General features: G+C 60.1%; 10 protein-coding genes and 5 pseudogenes. 4 read left to right on the plus strand and 11 right to left on the minus strand.

All coding sequences use genetic code 11. The features are described 5' to 3' along the window. Positions 1-6 precede the first annotated feature (6 nt). Positions 7-578, plus strand: a pseudogene (locus JCM25414_RS17035) (outer membrane protein assembly factor BamE). Between the two features lie 124 nt (positions 579-702). Here JCM25414_RS17035 and JCM25414_RS17040 read toward each other — a convergent pair. The 4 genes and pseudogenes from JCM25414_RS17040 to def form a co-directional block, all read right to left on the minus strand. Next, positions 703-2,048 (minus strand): annotated as a pseudogene (locus JCM25414_RS17040) (ATP-binding protein). Positions 2,049-2,058: 10 nt separating this feature from the next. Then, a pseudogene (locus JCM25414_RS17045) lies at positions 2,059-2,747 on the minus strand (response regulator). Further along, positions 2,744-3,226, minus strand: a complete 483-nt coding sequence (locus JCM25414_RS04275; protein ID WP_025840830.1) for a MarR family winged helix-turn-helix transcriptional regulator — start codon at positions 3,224-3,226, stop codon at positions 2,744-2,746. The pseudogene JCM25414_RS17045 and the gene JCM25414_RS04275 overlap by 4 nt, the downstream one beginning before the upstream one ends. A 3-nt stretch (positions 3,227-3,229) precedes the next feature. Continuing rightward, on the minus strand, positions 3,230-3,760 hold the full coding sequence (gene def / locus JCM25414_RS04280) for a peptide deformylase (protein WP_025840831.1): 531 nt from the start codon (positions 3,758-3,760) through the stop codon (positions 3,230-3,232). Positions 3,761-3,980: 220 nt separating this feature from the next. On the opposite strand from def, the gene rpsU reads away from it, so the two are divergent. Beyond that, a complete protein-coding gene (gene rpsU, locus JCM25414_RS04285; RefSeq protein ID WP_007283570.1) occupies positions 3,981-4,184 on the plus strand; it encodes a 30S ribosomal protein S21 in 204 nt (67 codons plus the stop codon). Between the two features lie 178 nt (positions 4,185-4,362). On the opposite strand, the gene JCM25414_RS04290 is transcribed toward rpsU, so the two are convergent. The 4 genes and pseudogenes from JCM25414_RS04290 to JCM25414_RS17055 all read right to left on the minus strand — a co-directional run bounded on the left by JCM25414_RS04290 (position 4,363) and on the right by JCM25414_RS17055 (position 9,504). Beyond that, the gene (locus JCM25414_RS04290; RefSeq protein WP_051535677.1) at positions 4,363-6,504 is read right to left on the minus strand and encodes a prolyl oligopeptidase family serine peptidase; all 2,142 of its coding nucleotides are present in this window, start codon (positions 6,502-6,504) and stop codon (positions 4,363-4,365) included. Between the two features lie 86 nt (positions 6,505-6,590). Next, complete coding sequence (locus tag JCM25414_RS04295; RefSeq protein WP_242403337.1) at positions 6,591-8,045, minus strand: glycosyltransferase family 39 protein; 1,455 nt, start codon at positions 8,043-8,045, stop codon at positions 6,591-6,593. Further along, a pseudogene (locus JCM25414_RS17050) lies at positions 8,020-9,110 on the minus strand (glycosyltransferase family 2 protein). Before JCM25414_RS17050 ends, JCM25414_RS04295 begins: the two are co-directional and overlap by 26 nt. Then, positions 9,107-9,504, minus strand: a pseudogene (locus JCM25414_RS17055) (Lrp/AsnC family transcriptional regulator). The pseudogenes JCM25414_RS17050 and JCM25414_RS17055 overlap by 4 nt, the downstream one beginning before the upstream one ends. A 310-nt stretch (positions 9,505-9,814) precedes the next feature. On the opposite strand from JCM25414_RS17055, the gene trxB reads away from it, so the two are divergent. Both trxB and JCM25414_RS04315 read left to right on the plus strand, forming a co-directional pair. Then, positions 9,815-10,771 carry a thioredoxin-disulfide reductase gene (gene trxB / locus JCM25414_RS04310; RefSeq protein ID WP_025840834.1) on the plus strand — a complete coding sequence of 319 codons (957 nt, stop codon included), beginning with the start codon at positions 9,815-9,817 and terminating at the stop codon, positions 10,769-10,771. A gap of 176 nt (positions 10,772-10,947) precedes the next feature. Further along, entirely contained in the window at positions 10,948-11,838 is an 891-nt protein-coding gene (locus tag JCM25414_RS04315; RefSeq protein ID WP_025840835.1) for a LysR family transcriptional regulator, read from the plus strand. Positions 11,839-11,914: 76 nt separating this feature from the next. Here the strand turns inward: JCM25414_RS04315 and JCM25414_RS04320 are convergent, their stop codons facing one another. From JCM25414_RS04320 to JCM25414_RS22850, 3 genes are all read right to left on the minus strand, one after another. Further along, a complete protein-coding gene (locus JCM25414_RS04320) occupies positions 11,915-12,211 on the minus strand; it encodes an integration host factor subunit beta (protein WP_025840836.1) in 297 nt (98 codons plus the stop codon). 68 nt (positions 12,212-12,279) lie between these two features. Then, a complete protein-coding gene (locus JCM25414_RS22845; protein WP_148300937.1) occupies positions 12,280-12,840 on the minus strand; it encodes a S49 family peptidase in 561 nt (186 codons plus the stop codon). Continuing rightward, on the minus strand, positions 12,837-13,223 hold the full coding sequence (locus tag JCM25414_RS22850) for an ATP-dependent Clp protease proteolytic subunit (protein WP_148300938.1): 387 nt from the start codon (positions 13,221-13,223) through the stop codon (positions 12,837-12,839). The genes JCM25414_RS22845 and JCM25414_RS22850 overlap by 4 nt, the downstream gene beginning before the upstream one ends. Positions 13,224-13,273: the final 50 nt, after the last annotated feature.

A 13,273-nucleotide genomic window follows, 5' to 3' on the forward strand; every position in this document is an offset into this window, starting at 1 on the left:
CCCGCCATGAAGAGCGCCTCCCAGAAGACTTCCCCGCGGCAGAAAGCGCATGCGGGTTTTGCGCGCGCCCTGCTCTGCATCGCTCCCCTTGCGCTGGCGGGTTGTTCCGTTTTCAGTCCGATTCCGCAAAATCGCGGGTCTTTGATCGAAAAGGACGATTATTCCCAGCTCGTACCGGGCACGAGCACGCGCAACGACGTGACCGATATCCTCGGCTCGCCGACTGCACACGCCACGTTCGATGACAATACCTGGATCTATATCTCCATGGTGACCGTGCCCCAGCCCCTTGGCTTCCCGCGCGTGACCAAGCAGAATGTTCTGGTGCTGGCTTTCGATAATGGTGGCGTGCTGCGCCGTCTCGACACGCTGCATCGCAAGAACGGCTATGACGTCGGCATGGTCGGTGAGACAACCCCGACACCGGCACCAAGGTCAATGTGCTCCAGCAGCTGCTGGGTAATGTGGGACGCTACAACCCGATGAGCAACATGGGCAGCACCTTCGGTGGCACGCAGGGCCCGCTGGGCGCCGGTGTCGGCACCGGCCATGGCGGCACGGGCAACTCGATCCCGTAAACTTCCTTACTCCTTGCCAGGCGCCAAGCCTCCTTACGTGCCAACCCGGCCGGAACCTTCTTCCGGCCGGGTATTTTTTTGCCGCCTGACTTATTGCCTGCCGATCACGGCAGACCGTTCGAGTTCAGCGCGGCAATTTGAGCATAACGCGCAGGCCGCCGAGCGGACTGTTGCGCAGCACCACGCTGCCACCATGCGCGGCCATGATGTCACGGGCGATCGTCAGCCCCAGACCGCTCCCGCCTTCCGGGCCGGACGTGCTGCTGAACGCCTGAACACATCCTTTCGCCGTGACTGGGCGATTCCCGGCCCATCGTCGTCAAGGGTGATCTCGATCATCCGTCCTGCCTGACGCAGCGAAAAGCTCATGCGCCCTCCATGACGGCGGGCATTCTCTGCGAGATTGATCAACACGCGACGCATGGCATCGGGCCTTACCGGCACGACCAGATTCTGCTCGGCATGGATGGCCAGCACTTCGCCCCCTGCCCGCGTCGTGTCCGCTGCCACATCGCGTATCAGGGTCAGAAGGTCGGTGGGTACCGGCTCCTCCTCTCCCTCGCCACGGGCAAAGGAGAGATAACTGCCGATCAGACGCTCCATCTCTGCGATGTCGGCGACCATGTCGTCGATATCGGGTCGCAGCTCCTGAGCCTCTACACTGCCCTCGACCGGCATCATGGCAAGGGTCAAACGCAACCGCGTGAGCGGTGTGCGCAGATCATGCGAAACCCCCGCCAGCACCGCCGTGCGCTGGGCGACAAAACGATTGACGCGCGCCTGCATCCGATTGAAGGCAAGAGACGCCTTGCGTATCTCCAGCGCGCCCTGAGGCTGGATCGGGCCGTCATCGCGCCCAAGCCCGAAATTTTCCGCCGCCTTGGCCAGACGGCGCACGGCACGCACCTGCCTGCCCACAAAAAGCCCCGCAACGATGAAGAGCAGAATGGCGCTTCCGACCTCCCAGGCGACGAACAGCCAGATTGGCCCGACATCCAGCCGCTTGCGTGGCACAATCACGTCAAGCACGCCATCACGCAGCGGGATTTCGAGCCTGACGCTCTGCTTCGTCGCTTTCCAGTCGATATAGCAAGGCGCGTCGAAAACACGCTTCACGGCATTGGTCAGATCTTCATCCATCGGCCCGAGCACGAAAGGTGCGCTTTTCGTCGTCAGCGAAGCGCCCGGATGAAAATCGATCTCGAGCTGCGTGCGCCAGCGCGCCTGCGTGACCAGCCAGTCACGCTGGTCAGGCATGTGTTCGACCGAGTCCACGATGAAAGAGAGATCGGACACCACGCCATCGGCCAGCCGACGCGATACGACATTGAGGTAGTTGCCGTAAAAGAGCTGCAGGGCCACGATCTGGGTGATGAGAAGCGGCATCAGCACGATCAGAAGGGAACGCCCCTGAAAGGAGCGCGGCAGAAGCCGCCTGAGCACACGCTCCATGACGCGGGCTATCTGCATGGTACGGCCCTCAACTACCAGGCTTCAGCACATAGCCCTTGCCTCTGACGGTCTGGAGAAAGCGCGGCTCCTTCTGATCGGGCTCGATACGCCGACGCAGACGCGTCACCTGCACATCCACAGCGCGCTCCCCGATCTCATCCATGCCCAGCGCCTCGGCGATGACCTCGCGCGACAGGATCTCACCCGGCGTGCGCGTCAGCACACCCAGAAGGGCAGCCTCACCGCTGGTCAGGTGTACGATGCCTTCGGGTCCGCTCAGCAGATTGCGCCCCGTATCGAATTCCAGCTTGCCCAGACGCAGCAGGCGCGGGGCGCTGCTAGGGCGTGGCGCATGGCGGCGCAGATGGGCCTGAAGACGCAGTAGAAGCTCTCTGGGCTCGAAAGGTTTGCCCAGATAGTCATCTGCACCCGATTCCAGCCCGATGATCCGGTCGCAGGCTCGCCTCTGGCCGTCAGGAGAATGATCGGAAAGACCTGCCCGTTTTCTCTCAGCGAGCGTGTAAGGCTCAGTCCGTCTTCGCCGGGCATGGTGATATCGGCCACCATCGCGTCCGGCTGGGTGACAGCGAGTATCTTGCGCGCGGCTTCAGCATCCATCGCGATGGTGATGCGAAAGCCGTTCTCGGATAGAAAACGCTGCAACAGACGCAGCAGACGCGCATCGTCATCGACGACGAGAACATGCGATTCGTTCATGTCATGCCTCCCTCACCCTGCAAGGTCGCCAGTACACGGCGAAACCCTTCTACGGCCTGGCCTCCCGAAGCCCGGTAGGCCAGGGTCATGCGGTCGCGCAATGCGGCAAAGATTTCCTCTTCGATGGCGCTGCCCTGTTGCGTGAGATGCAGGCGCTTCACACGCTTGTCGCGCTCATCCGGCCTCTGCTCCAGCAATCCGCGCGCCACAAGGTCCTGAAGTACGCGGTTGAGACTCTGCTTGGTGATGTTGAGACGCCGCAACAGGGCGCTCATGGTCAGCCCCTGATGGGTTGAAACAAGAAACATCACTCTGTGATGCGCTGAACCGAGCTGATGATCGCGCTGCAAAGGGTCGCAAGTCGCGCTCAGCTCTCGCCAGGCCAGCAGCATCGCCTCGTAGGTCAGGCGTATCTGCTCTTCACGAAGATAAAGATGCGCCTGTCCCGGCGCATCACGCGTGCCACGCAGGCCTGACATGGTTCAATCCTCGCCGTCGCGTGGGGCCATCAGCTCATCGGCATAGCCGAAACTGGCAAAATCCCTGATTCGCATGGTGTAGAGAATGCCATTGAGGTGATCGAACTCATGCTGGAGCACATTGGCATGAAAGCCGCGTGCCTCACCGCTGATCACCGAACCATCGAGATCGAGCCCCTTATACGCAACGATGGCATGACGCGGTACGACGCCACGCAGCAGCGGCAGAGAGAGGCAGCCCTCGGTGCAATGCATAATAGCGTCACCTACTGGGGTGATCTCTGGATTGATCAGCACACGAGGCGGAATCGGCGCCTCGCCTTCAGCACAGCGCAGCTCCGGCACGTGATAAACAAAAAGACGCAAGGATTTGTGAACCTGCGGCGCAGCGAGCCCGGCGCCACGGGAATCGAGCATCGTTTCGATCATGTCGGAAACAAGCTGCCTTACGGATAAAGAATGAATGTCTTCAACCGGTTGCGCTGTCTGAAGCAGTACCGGATGCCCCATTCGCGCGATTTTCAGCAACGCCATTTAGCTACCCTGTCCTTAACCGACGGAAAAAGTTTCGATCATGAGGCGCATCGTGACATGAATAATTTTCGGACGATACTGCTCAAACCGTTTGTGTCCTCTTCAAAACCTGTGCTAAGGCGGCGGCCTCTTTGGAACGCTCTGCCACTGGTATCGCGTTCCTGCATCGCATTTACAAACAAGACCATGATCCTATGGTCGGACAGGAGATGACAGACCCGTGCAGGTTCTGGTTCGTGACAACAATGTTGATCAGGCGCTCAAGGCGCTAAAGAAGAAGATGCAGCGCGAAGGCGTTTTCCGTGAGATGAAGCTGCGTCGCCACTTCGAGAAGCCCTCCGAGCGTCGTGCTCGTGAAGCGGCTGAAGCGGTTCGCCGCGCCCGCAAGATGGAGCGCAAGCGCCTGGAGCGTGAAGGCTTCTAATCAGCCTGCCTCCATGGCAAACAGATCAACCGCCGTTTTCACGGCGGTTTTTTTGTGCCTGAACGACTCACGAGCGCGCGCTGATGGATGCTTGTCTGTAACCTCCGTGACGAGGCGCCGAAGCTGGGCGGGGGTGCTCCGCCCCCTGCCCGCCTCAGGATAAAGCTCCCGTGGGGCTTTACTGTTTGGATGTCGAGTCCTGATCCATCAGGCTACGAGACAGATAGACCGCCTCCAGCGCACGCTCATGCGCGATCTCCCTAGCGTTCACCGTGCCGGCATGACCACCTTCTGTATCCTCATAATAGAAGAAGGGTTTGCCCAGTTCAGCGAGGCGCGCTGCAAAAAGCCGTGCATGAACTGGTCCGACGCGATCGTCCTTGGTCGAGGTGAAGATGAATGGCACCGGATAGGTGACGTCTTTCTTCAGCTGTTGTAGGGGCGAGATACGCTCTAGAAACGGACGCTCTGCAGAATCAGCCATATGGCCGTATTCTGCTGCCCATGAAGCGCCGGCCGCCATCGTCTCGAAATGCTCCATGTCGAGCAGCGGCACACCTATGATGACGGCTTTCCACAGATCGGGATGCTGGGTGAACTCCACACCCATGAGCAGCCCCCCATTCGACCGGCCGCGAATACCCATGTGATCGCGATCGGCGATGCCACGCTTGCCCAGATCGCGCCCAATGGCAGCAAAGTCGTCATAAGCGTGCTGGCGGCCCGATTTCATCCCAGCCTCGTGCCAGGCTGGTCCGAATTCGCCGCCACCGCGAATATTACCCACAACGTAGACACCGCCGCGTTCGAGCCAGGTCTTGCCAATATCGGCGTAATAGGTCGGCAGATAGGAGAGATCGAACCCGCCATAGGCGGTAAACAGCACCGGGTTATGGCCGTTGAGCTTCCAATCGTGACGATGCACCACGAAATAAGGCACCGAAACGCCATCGGTCGATTTGACCCAGTATTGCTCGGTCACAAGTCCCTGCGCGTCGAAAAGCGAGGGTGTCTCCTTGATTTTCGATACCTTGGCCGCTGACACATCGAGGCTCCAGAGCTGGGGAGGCTCGATATAGCCTTCGATTTTCAGCATGGCGTAGGATTCGGCCGGATCCGACGATTGCAGTGAAGCCGAGACATTATGGGGAAGAGCGATGGTCGTCGCCTGCCACTGGCCTTGACCGTGCACCTGCCCCTCTGTGGGACGATAGACATGCACGGAAGGCTGGACGTCGCGATAGATGATGGCGATCACCCCCTTTGAGGTGACCCCGATATCGGCGGTCGTCTCATGCGCATCCGGAGCAATCAGCAGTTCCGGCCGGGTCTGGGGCGCAGCAGGATCGACAGCAAGAATGCTGCCCTGCGTATAGGTCTTGTCCAGCTTCCAGTCCTGATCGAGCCTTACGATCAGTTTGCCCGCGTAATACCCCAGAAAGCCGATCTTCTCCGGCAGGACCAAAAGGTTCAATTTCTGCGTGGCCGGGTCATAGACCCGATACTCGCTACGGAAGAAATCGAGATTGCGCTGAATGATCGCAATCTGGTTGCCCTGATTGTCATGCAACACTTGGGGCTCGACAATCATGTCCTCCTGCGTGCCACGATAGAGCTCTTTCGCGTCCGAGAGCTTCTCGCCACGCTTTACCAGGCGCACGTTGAACGGGTAGCCCGATCGCGTCATGCTGTCAGCGCCCCAGTCGCGCGAGACGAGCAACGTGTCGCGATCGAGCCAGGCCGCACGCTGCTTCGAATGCGGCAGCTCGAACCCACCTGCCACAAAGCTTTGAGTGACCGTGTCGAACTCACGATAGAAAGACGCATCCTCGCCGGAGAGCGACAGGATGATCAGGCAGCGCCGCGCGTCGGGTGACAAACACTCGGCACCCTGAAACACCCAGTCGCGCTTCTCCTGCCTGGACAGGGCATCGACATCGAGCTCGGTCTTCCAGTCAGGGTTGGCGCCTTCGAAGGACCCATGTGTGGTAACCCGCCAGATCCCCTTGGGATGGGAAGCATCCTGCCAGAAATTCCAGATCCGCCCGCCTGCCTGATCAGGCAGGGGCAAACGCCCGGAAGCCTGCTCGACCTTGAGGACGGAGTCGTAAAAACGCTGATAGCGCGGGTCGGCCTGCAAAAGCGCGGCACTTCGGCTGTTCTGGGCGCGGACCCAGTCCAGGGCCTGCTTCCCCTGGACCTGCTCCAGCACCGCCCGCGAACGCACGGCAGAAGCAGGATCGGCCTTGGCCTGAAGCGGTACCGTCCCGATCAGGGACGTGCAGACAAGCGATGTCATCGCCAACAGAATGCGCCTCATGGCTCTCTCCCTTTCTGGAAACGTGGGCGAGCGTAGAACAGCGTTCGAGCAAGGGAAACAGGCGTTCTGCGTGGAGGCTGGCGGCCTCAGGGAAGCCTGTACATCTGCACATCGTCAGGCAGGGTAAGCGGAATGAGCTTGTAGCAGATCATGGGAGTTCCGCGCAGCATCCGGCAGAAGCGCGGGCTTTCGACCTGGCCGAGCCAGGACGCCGGCACATCCGGCTGCTCGCTCTCACGCAGGATGAGCATCGCCTTGTGCGGATGCTGGAGATCGCGCCCCAGATAGGCCCAGCGCTTGTCATAGCTGAACAGGGCATGACCCGGATCGTGATAGGCGATGATCGTCGCCAGCGCGTAATCTCCTGCAACCAGCGCCTCATCTTTCGGTAGTGCCGCACGCACGCGCTGCGTCAGGCCCGACCAGTCCGCCGTCTGGCGTGCGATGACGTCGTGATGGGCGGAAAGCTTCAGAGGCGAAAAAATGCCCTGTACCGTGACGAGACCGGTCAGGATCAGACCGAGCGCGCTTGCCAGCCCGATACGCCGTCCCGTTGCAGCGGCGGCAAGAGCGGCGGCGGGGTAAACCACGACCGGCCAATTGGCCTGAACCCGCCCGCCAAAAGCATGCTGCATGAAGACCGCAATCGGTACGACGCACAGACAGGCCAGTAGACGCGCAACCAGATCGTCACCGGCACGTCTGAGGCACCAGACCAGACCGATGCAGAACAGGCCGAAAATCAACGGAGTTGCGAGACCGATTTGCCCCCCGGCCAGTTCGGCCAGAAAATTCAGGGCGCGTAGGGGATGCCAGTCTCCAGCTCTGCCGCCCTGCTTGGCAAAGCTCGCCCAGTGGTGAGTCGCGTTCCAGAACAGCACGGGGGCGATCGTGCATAGCCCCGTGACACACCCGCCGATTAACCAGAGCCAGTGTCGTCGTATAGAGGGGCTCGACAGTGCCCAGAGACCGCCGCCGAGAGCGGGCAGAACAGCAGTATATTTGCTGTCAAAGGCCAGGCCGAAAAATACACCTATGCCGAGCCACCAGACTGGCTGCCCGGTTTTGACCAGACGCCCCAGCGCCCAGAGCGCCCAGGCGAGAAAAAAGACCAGCGGTGTGTCGGGCGTTGCGGTAGCGGCGCCCAGCCCCAGCATGAGCGTGGCATTGAGCAACAGTGCCGCGCGATACCCTGCGGCACGGCTACCCAGAAGATCGCGCCCCGCGCAGAAAAGCGCGACAGAGCCAAGCAGCGCCGAAATCGGGCCGCACAGCCTTATGCCAAGCGCGTTATCGCCGAACAAAGCCGTGCCCAGGCCTATCCAGAGCGCCACCATGGGCGGATGGTCGAGATAGCCCGGTTGGAGGTGCTGAGACCAGAGCCAGTAATAGGCCTCATCCGGCGTCACGCCGAGGCGGGCAGCGAGAGCAAGACGCAGCAGCGTCAACCCGATCAGCAGAACCCAGAAAAAAACAACTGCGCGTGTTCCGCACAACCGGAACACGCTGAAATTGTCAGCGCCAGACGAGGGTAGAGGCAATCGCATAATTCCAGACCACGCCAATCACAGCACCCGCTGCGCTGGCCCGGCTCCAATGTCCATGGGTGTCATAAAGAAGCTGAGCCACCCCGATATTGCCGAAAGCCCCTATCGTGGCGCCTAAGACGAAAATACAGAGGCCTGGCAGCCAGCGTTTTCCCCGTAGCGGGCGATCGAGATAGGTAACACGGTTATTAAGCTGAAAATTGACGAGAATGGCACAGGCTGTGCCGATCACCTGACTGATCTGAAAATCCGCCCCCGCGAACCGCGCCGTTTCCGAAACCAGAAGATTGACAGCAATGCCGACAAGCCCGACCGCAGCGAAAATAACGAAGCGCGTTGGCAGCCAGCCGCCACAAGCGCGCTCGATCAGCATGCCGAGAAACTGCACCATGACCAGCGGGCTGAGCTTGCTCTCTCCCGCGATACGGGGCCGAAAAACGAACGGCACCTCGATCAAGCGCGACGTATGGGGCACGGACAGCACCAGCTCGAGCAGGATCTTGAACCCCGTGCCGGTCAGACGCGGTACGGCCTGCTCGAAAACAGGGCGCCTCATGGCGAAAAAACCACTCATCGGATCGGAGAGCGTCATGGGCAGGATGCTCTGAGCCAGCTTGATCCCCGCCTGTGACAGCACATGACGCCAGCGATTGGCCAGCCCACTGCTATCGCCGCCTTTTACATGGCGGCTCGCCACAGCGATATCGGCGCGATTGTCGAGGAGCGGTGTGACGAGGTCACGCAGGATGGCTTCATCGTGCTGCAGATCGCCATCCATCACAGCAATCACCGGCGCCGTCGAAGACAGCGCCCCTTCGATGACCGCAGAAGAGAGACCTCGGCGCCCAACGCGGCGAATCAACCGTACACGCGGGTCTGACTGCGCTGCGCGCTCGACTTCCTGAGACGTGCATCGGGAGAGTCGTCATCGACGAACACGATCTCCCATTTTACTCCTTCGAGGGCACGCGTCACACCCGCGATCAGCGGTGCGACGTTGGGCGCCTCGTTATAACAGGGGATGACGAGTGTCAGATCCGCAGGGAGCGGCTGAATCATACCGGAACGCCAGCCCTGCTCAGGCTGGTACGGATCGTCTGAAGGGTCTGCACCCGCACAACATGGTTGAGATCGGTCAATCGCTTGGTCAGATGATTCTGATGCGCGGCGTCACGCGCGACCAGACGCACCAAAAATCGCCACCACCACGTATCATGTGACATTCACGCACCTCGGCCCAGCCGGCGATTTCGGCCTCGAAGGCTTCGAGCACGCTGCCTTTCTGGCTTTCGAGCCCGATCAGCGCAAAAAAAGTGAGAGACCAGCCCAGCTTCGACGCATTGACGTCGGCATGATAGCCCTCGATCACGCCGACTTCTTCCAGGCGTCTGACACGCCTTAGACAAGGCGGCGCCGAGATGCCGGTGCGTCGGGCCAGCTCCACATTGGTCATGCGACCGTCACGCTGAAGTTCGGCCACGATCTGACGATCGATCGGATCGAGATCGACAATACCAGCGGCTGAGGGTCCCTGAGAGTGCCCCCGCAGGCGTATCGCCCCGCGACAGACCAGGATGGAAATGGGGGTCTTCTGGATCGTTGTCAGTCATCGTCACCGTGAGGGTCGGTCAAAACTAGTCGGTTGGCAGGCGCGCTGCATCACCTATATCTGCATCATGACCCAAGAGCCATGTCTCTTGATACATGTCTCTTCACATTGGCTCGGCGCGCATGCTCCCGGGCCCAGACCGAGGACCCCACCAGTGAGCCAGAGTTTCAAGACCGATCTGCTCGTCATCGGCGCCGGGCCGGCGGGCTACACCGCAGCCATCTATGCCGCGCGCGCCAATCTCAAACCGATTCTGGTAGCCGGGCTACAGCCTGGTGGCCAGTTAACGATCACAACCGAGGTCGAAAACTATCCCGGATTTGCCGAACCGGTTCAAGGACCCTGGCTGGTCGAACAGATGCGGCTCCAAGCCGAGCACGTTGGCACACAGATCCATTATGATCTGATTACCAATGTGCGCTTCGACCAGAAAACCGAAGACGGCTATTTCACGCTGACTGCCGATTCCGGCGCGGTCTATCTGGCCCGTACCGTCGTGATTGCGACCGGCGCCCAGGCCAAGTGGCTCGGTCTGCCCTCTGAAGCCCGCCTTCAGAGCGGCGGCGTATCTGCCTGCGCCACCTGTGACGGTTTTTTCTATCGTGGCAAGAAAGTTGCGGTTATCGGGGGCGGCAACACGGCTGTCGAGGAGGCGCTTTATCTCACGCATCACGCCGATCATGTGACGCTGATCCATCGCCGCGATACGCTGCGTGCCGAGCGCATTCTGCAGGACCGGTTGTTCGCTAATCCAAAAATCACGGTGCTCTGGAATCATGCGGTCGAGGAAATTCTCGGCGCGGGCAAGCCAGAGGTCGTATGCGGCGTCAGGCTGCGCGACACGCAGGACAACAGCGAGCAGAGCCTGAATGTGGACGGGGTTTTCGTCGCCATCGGTCACACCCCGAACACGGCTCCCTTCCGCGAAACGCTCGATTGCGACTCCGAAGGCTACATCCTGACAACACCGGGCAGCACCAGGACATCGATTCCTGGCGTATTCGCGGCAGGTGACGTACAGGACAAGAAATTCCGACAGGCCATTACTGCCGCTGGAACCGGATGCATGGCCGCGCTTGAGGCCGAGCATCTTCTTGCTGGATTGTCCTGAGGGCGAGATCGTTATTCTTGCGTAAGATCTGCTGCATAAAATGACTTGGCAGCGTCAAAGAATGCTGCCAAGTCAAGGAGATCAACATTTCATGACCGCACGGGACACTGGCAGACGTTCAAGCCTGACAGGCCCTTTTCTGTCCTGCGGTCGGAGACGAGCTCTAGGAAAGCCGCATGGACTGGGACAAACTGCGTATCTTCCATGCTGTTGCTGAAGCTGGGTCTTTCACTCACGCCGGAGACAGGCTCAATCTCAGCCAGTCTGCCGTGTCACGCCAGATCTCTGCTCTGGAAGAAACACTCAACGTTCCCCTGTTTCACCGCCATGCGCGTGGGCTGATCCTGACCGAACAGGGCGAGACACTCAACCATACGGTCCGAGAGGTCTTCTCCAAGCTCTCTCTCACCCAGGCCTATCTGAGTGAAAGCAAGGTCAAAGCAAAGGGCGAGCTCAAGATCACCACCACTTCCGGGTTCGGGCTCGGCTGGCTCGCACCGAGGCTGAAACGCTTTCTAGGGCTTCATCCCGATATCGAAGTAAGCCTCATCATGGAGGACACCGATCTCGATCTGGGTATGAGAGAGGCGGATGTGGCCATTCGCATGCACCCGCCCCGTCAGGCCGATCTGATCCAGCGCCATCTGGCCAATTTCCTGATGCCAATCTACTCGAGCCAAGCCTATATCGATCAGCATGGCATGCCTACAAGCATCGCCGACCTGTCCCAGCATCATCTTGTCGGATTTGCCGGTCTGTCCCCACCGCTGCCCGATGCTTTCTGGCTGCTCGACCTCGTGCGACGACAAAGCCATGGCTCAGTGCGCAACAAGCTGGAAATCAACAGTTTTCCTGCCATTGCAAGCGCGGTCGCCAATGGCGCAGGAATCGGATCTCTGCCCACCTACCTCGCTCAGGCCCACCCGGAGCTGGTGCGTATTCTTCCTCATGAGCCCGTACCGACAGTGGAAGCGTTTTTCGTCTATCCCGAAGAACTCAAGATGTCGAAACGCATCACCGTCTTGCGCGATTTTCTGCTGAGCGAAATTCAGAGCTCGAAGCTGTAAAGACGCGGGTTGCTACGCGCCTCACCGTCAGACGCGCCATTCCCGCACGGAACATGATCGAACCGAGGCCCGTTTATCAGGCTTTTCGGGTATGCAGACGATTGACCCGTTCGCGCAGCTCCTTGCCGGCCTTGAAGAACGGGATCGTCTTCTCGCCCACTGCAACACTCGATCCTGTCCGAGGATTGCGCCCCTGTCGGGCCTCCCTCTTCTTCACCACGAATGCCCCGAAACCGCGTATCTCGACCCGGTCGCCGCGTGAGAGAGCGGAAGAAATCTCGGACAGGATCGTCTGGACAATCAATTCGATGTCGCGAGCGCTCAGGTGAGGATGGGCGGCTGAGAGTTCAGCAATGAGTTCTGATTTCGTCATGAAGAAAACTATGCGCTCTCGAAATCGATTGGACGCACCCTGAGGCGCGTCCGAGGACTATGATCTTCTCACCGTGGCAAAATCGCTACCGCACCGTCAAGCTTCTGATAGGCGGTCATGGCTTCGACTGCCTGCGCGATACCGAACCAGTCGCCGCCGATCTTGCGCTCGAGACGACCAAGAAGCGAATGGGGGGTCTTCTCTATCTTGATTGTCCTCAAAGGCAGGTCTTTACCGCCATGTATCTGACCATGCAGCCACGCCAGTGCCTGATCTTCGTCACCCAGCTGATCGATCAGATGCAGGGGGACCGCCTGACGACCGGTATAGGGGCGACCATCGGCGAGGGCGCGAATTTCATCGACCGGGCGATGACGCCCCTTGGACACCATGGTCACGAACTGATCGAAAAGATCATCGACGATTCCCTGCAACATGACGCGCCCCTCAGGCTTGAGCGGCACGAAAGGCTGGGACTGATCCTTCATTGGACCTGACGTGATCGTATCGGTCGTCAGACCGATGCGACCGAGCAGACCCGATGCGTCGGGCCTGATCATGATGACGCCGATCGAACCGGTAATGGTGGAGGAATACGCGAAGATACGCTGGGCCGAAACGGCGATCATATAACCCGCGGAGCAGCGGTGCCCTGCATCGAAACCGCGACAGGCTTGTGCGCTGCGAATGAGGCCACGGCGTCATGCAATGCGACACCCCCGGTCACGCCGCCGCCGGGACTATCGATGACGAGAAGCAGGCCACGGATGTGGGGATCATGCTCCGCACGCCCGATCGCCTCGACCTGCGGTCGGACCTGATCGGAGATGACGCCCTTGATGTCGAAACGCGCAATCGCATCTGACGGAGGATGAGGGTGCGCAGGTACGAAGAGAGCGCCACCTGCGACGACGAGCGCTGCAAGGGCGACCCCTCGCCAGAGAACAAGGCGGCGACGCTGGTACCGGTTCACTGTACTGGTGTCATCCCCCGGCATCGTCTCATTCGTCATGACTCACTTCCCCGTGCGGCAATAAAAAAGGCAACTCACCACAAGATGAG

Source organism: Asaia platycodi JCM 25414 (assembly GCF_000614545.1).
Lineage (GTDB): Bacteria > Pseudomonadota > Alphaproteobacteria > Acetobacterales > Acetobacteraceae > Asaia > Asaia platycodi.

Coding starts and splice junctions, on each gene's coding strand:
- JCM25414_RS04320 (WP_025840836.1), bottom strand. CDS start 12,211: ATGACGAAATCAGAACTCATTGCTGAACTCTCAGCCGCCCATCCTCAC.
- JCM25414_RS22850 (WP_148300938.1), bottom strand. CDS start 13,223: ATGACGAATGAGACGATGCCGGGGGATGACACCAGTACAGTGAACCGG.
- JCM25414_RS22845 (WP_148300937.1), bottom strand. CDS start 12,840: ATGATCGCCGTTTCGGCCCAGCGTATCTTCGCGTATTCCTCCACCATT.
- JCM25414_RS04315 (WP_025840835.1), top strand. CDS start 10,948: ATGGACTGGGACAAACTGCGTATCTTCCATGCTGTTGCTGAAGCTGGG.
- JCM25414_RS04275 (WP_025840830.1), bottom strand. CDS start 3,226: ATGTCAGGCCTGCGTGGCACGCGTGATGCGCCGGGACAGGCGCATCTT.
- def (WP_025840831.1), bottom strand. CDS start 3,760: ATGGCGTTGCTGAAAATCGCGCGAATGGGGCATCCGGTACTGCTTCAG.
- JCM25414_RS04290 (WP_051535677.1), bottom strand. CDS start 6,504: ATGAGGCGCATTCTGTTGGCGATGACATCGCTTGTCTGCACGTCCCTG.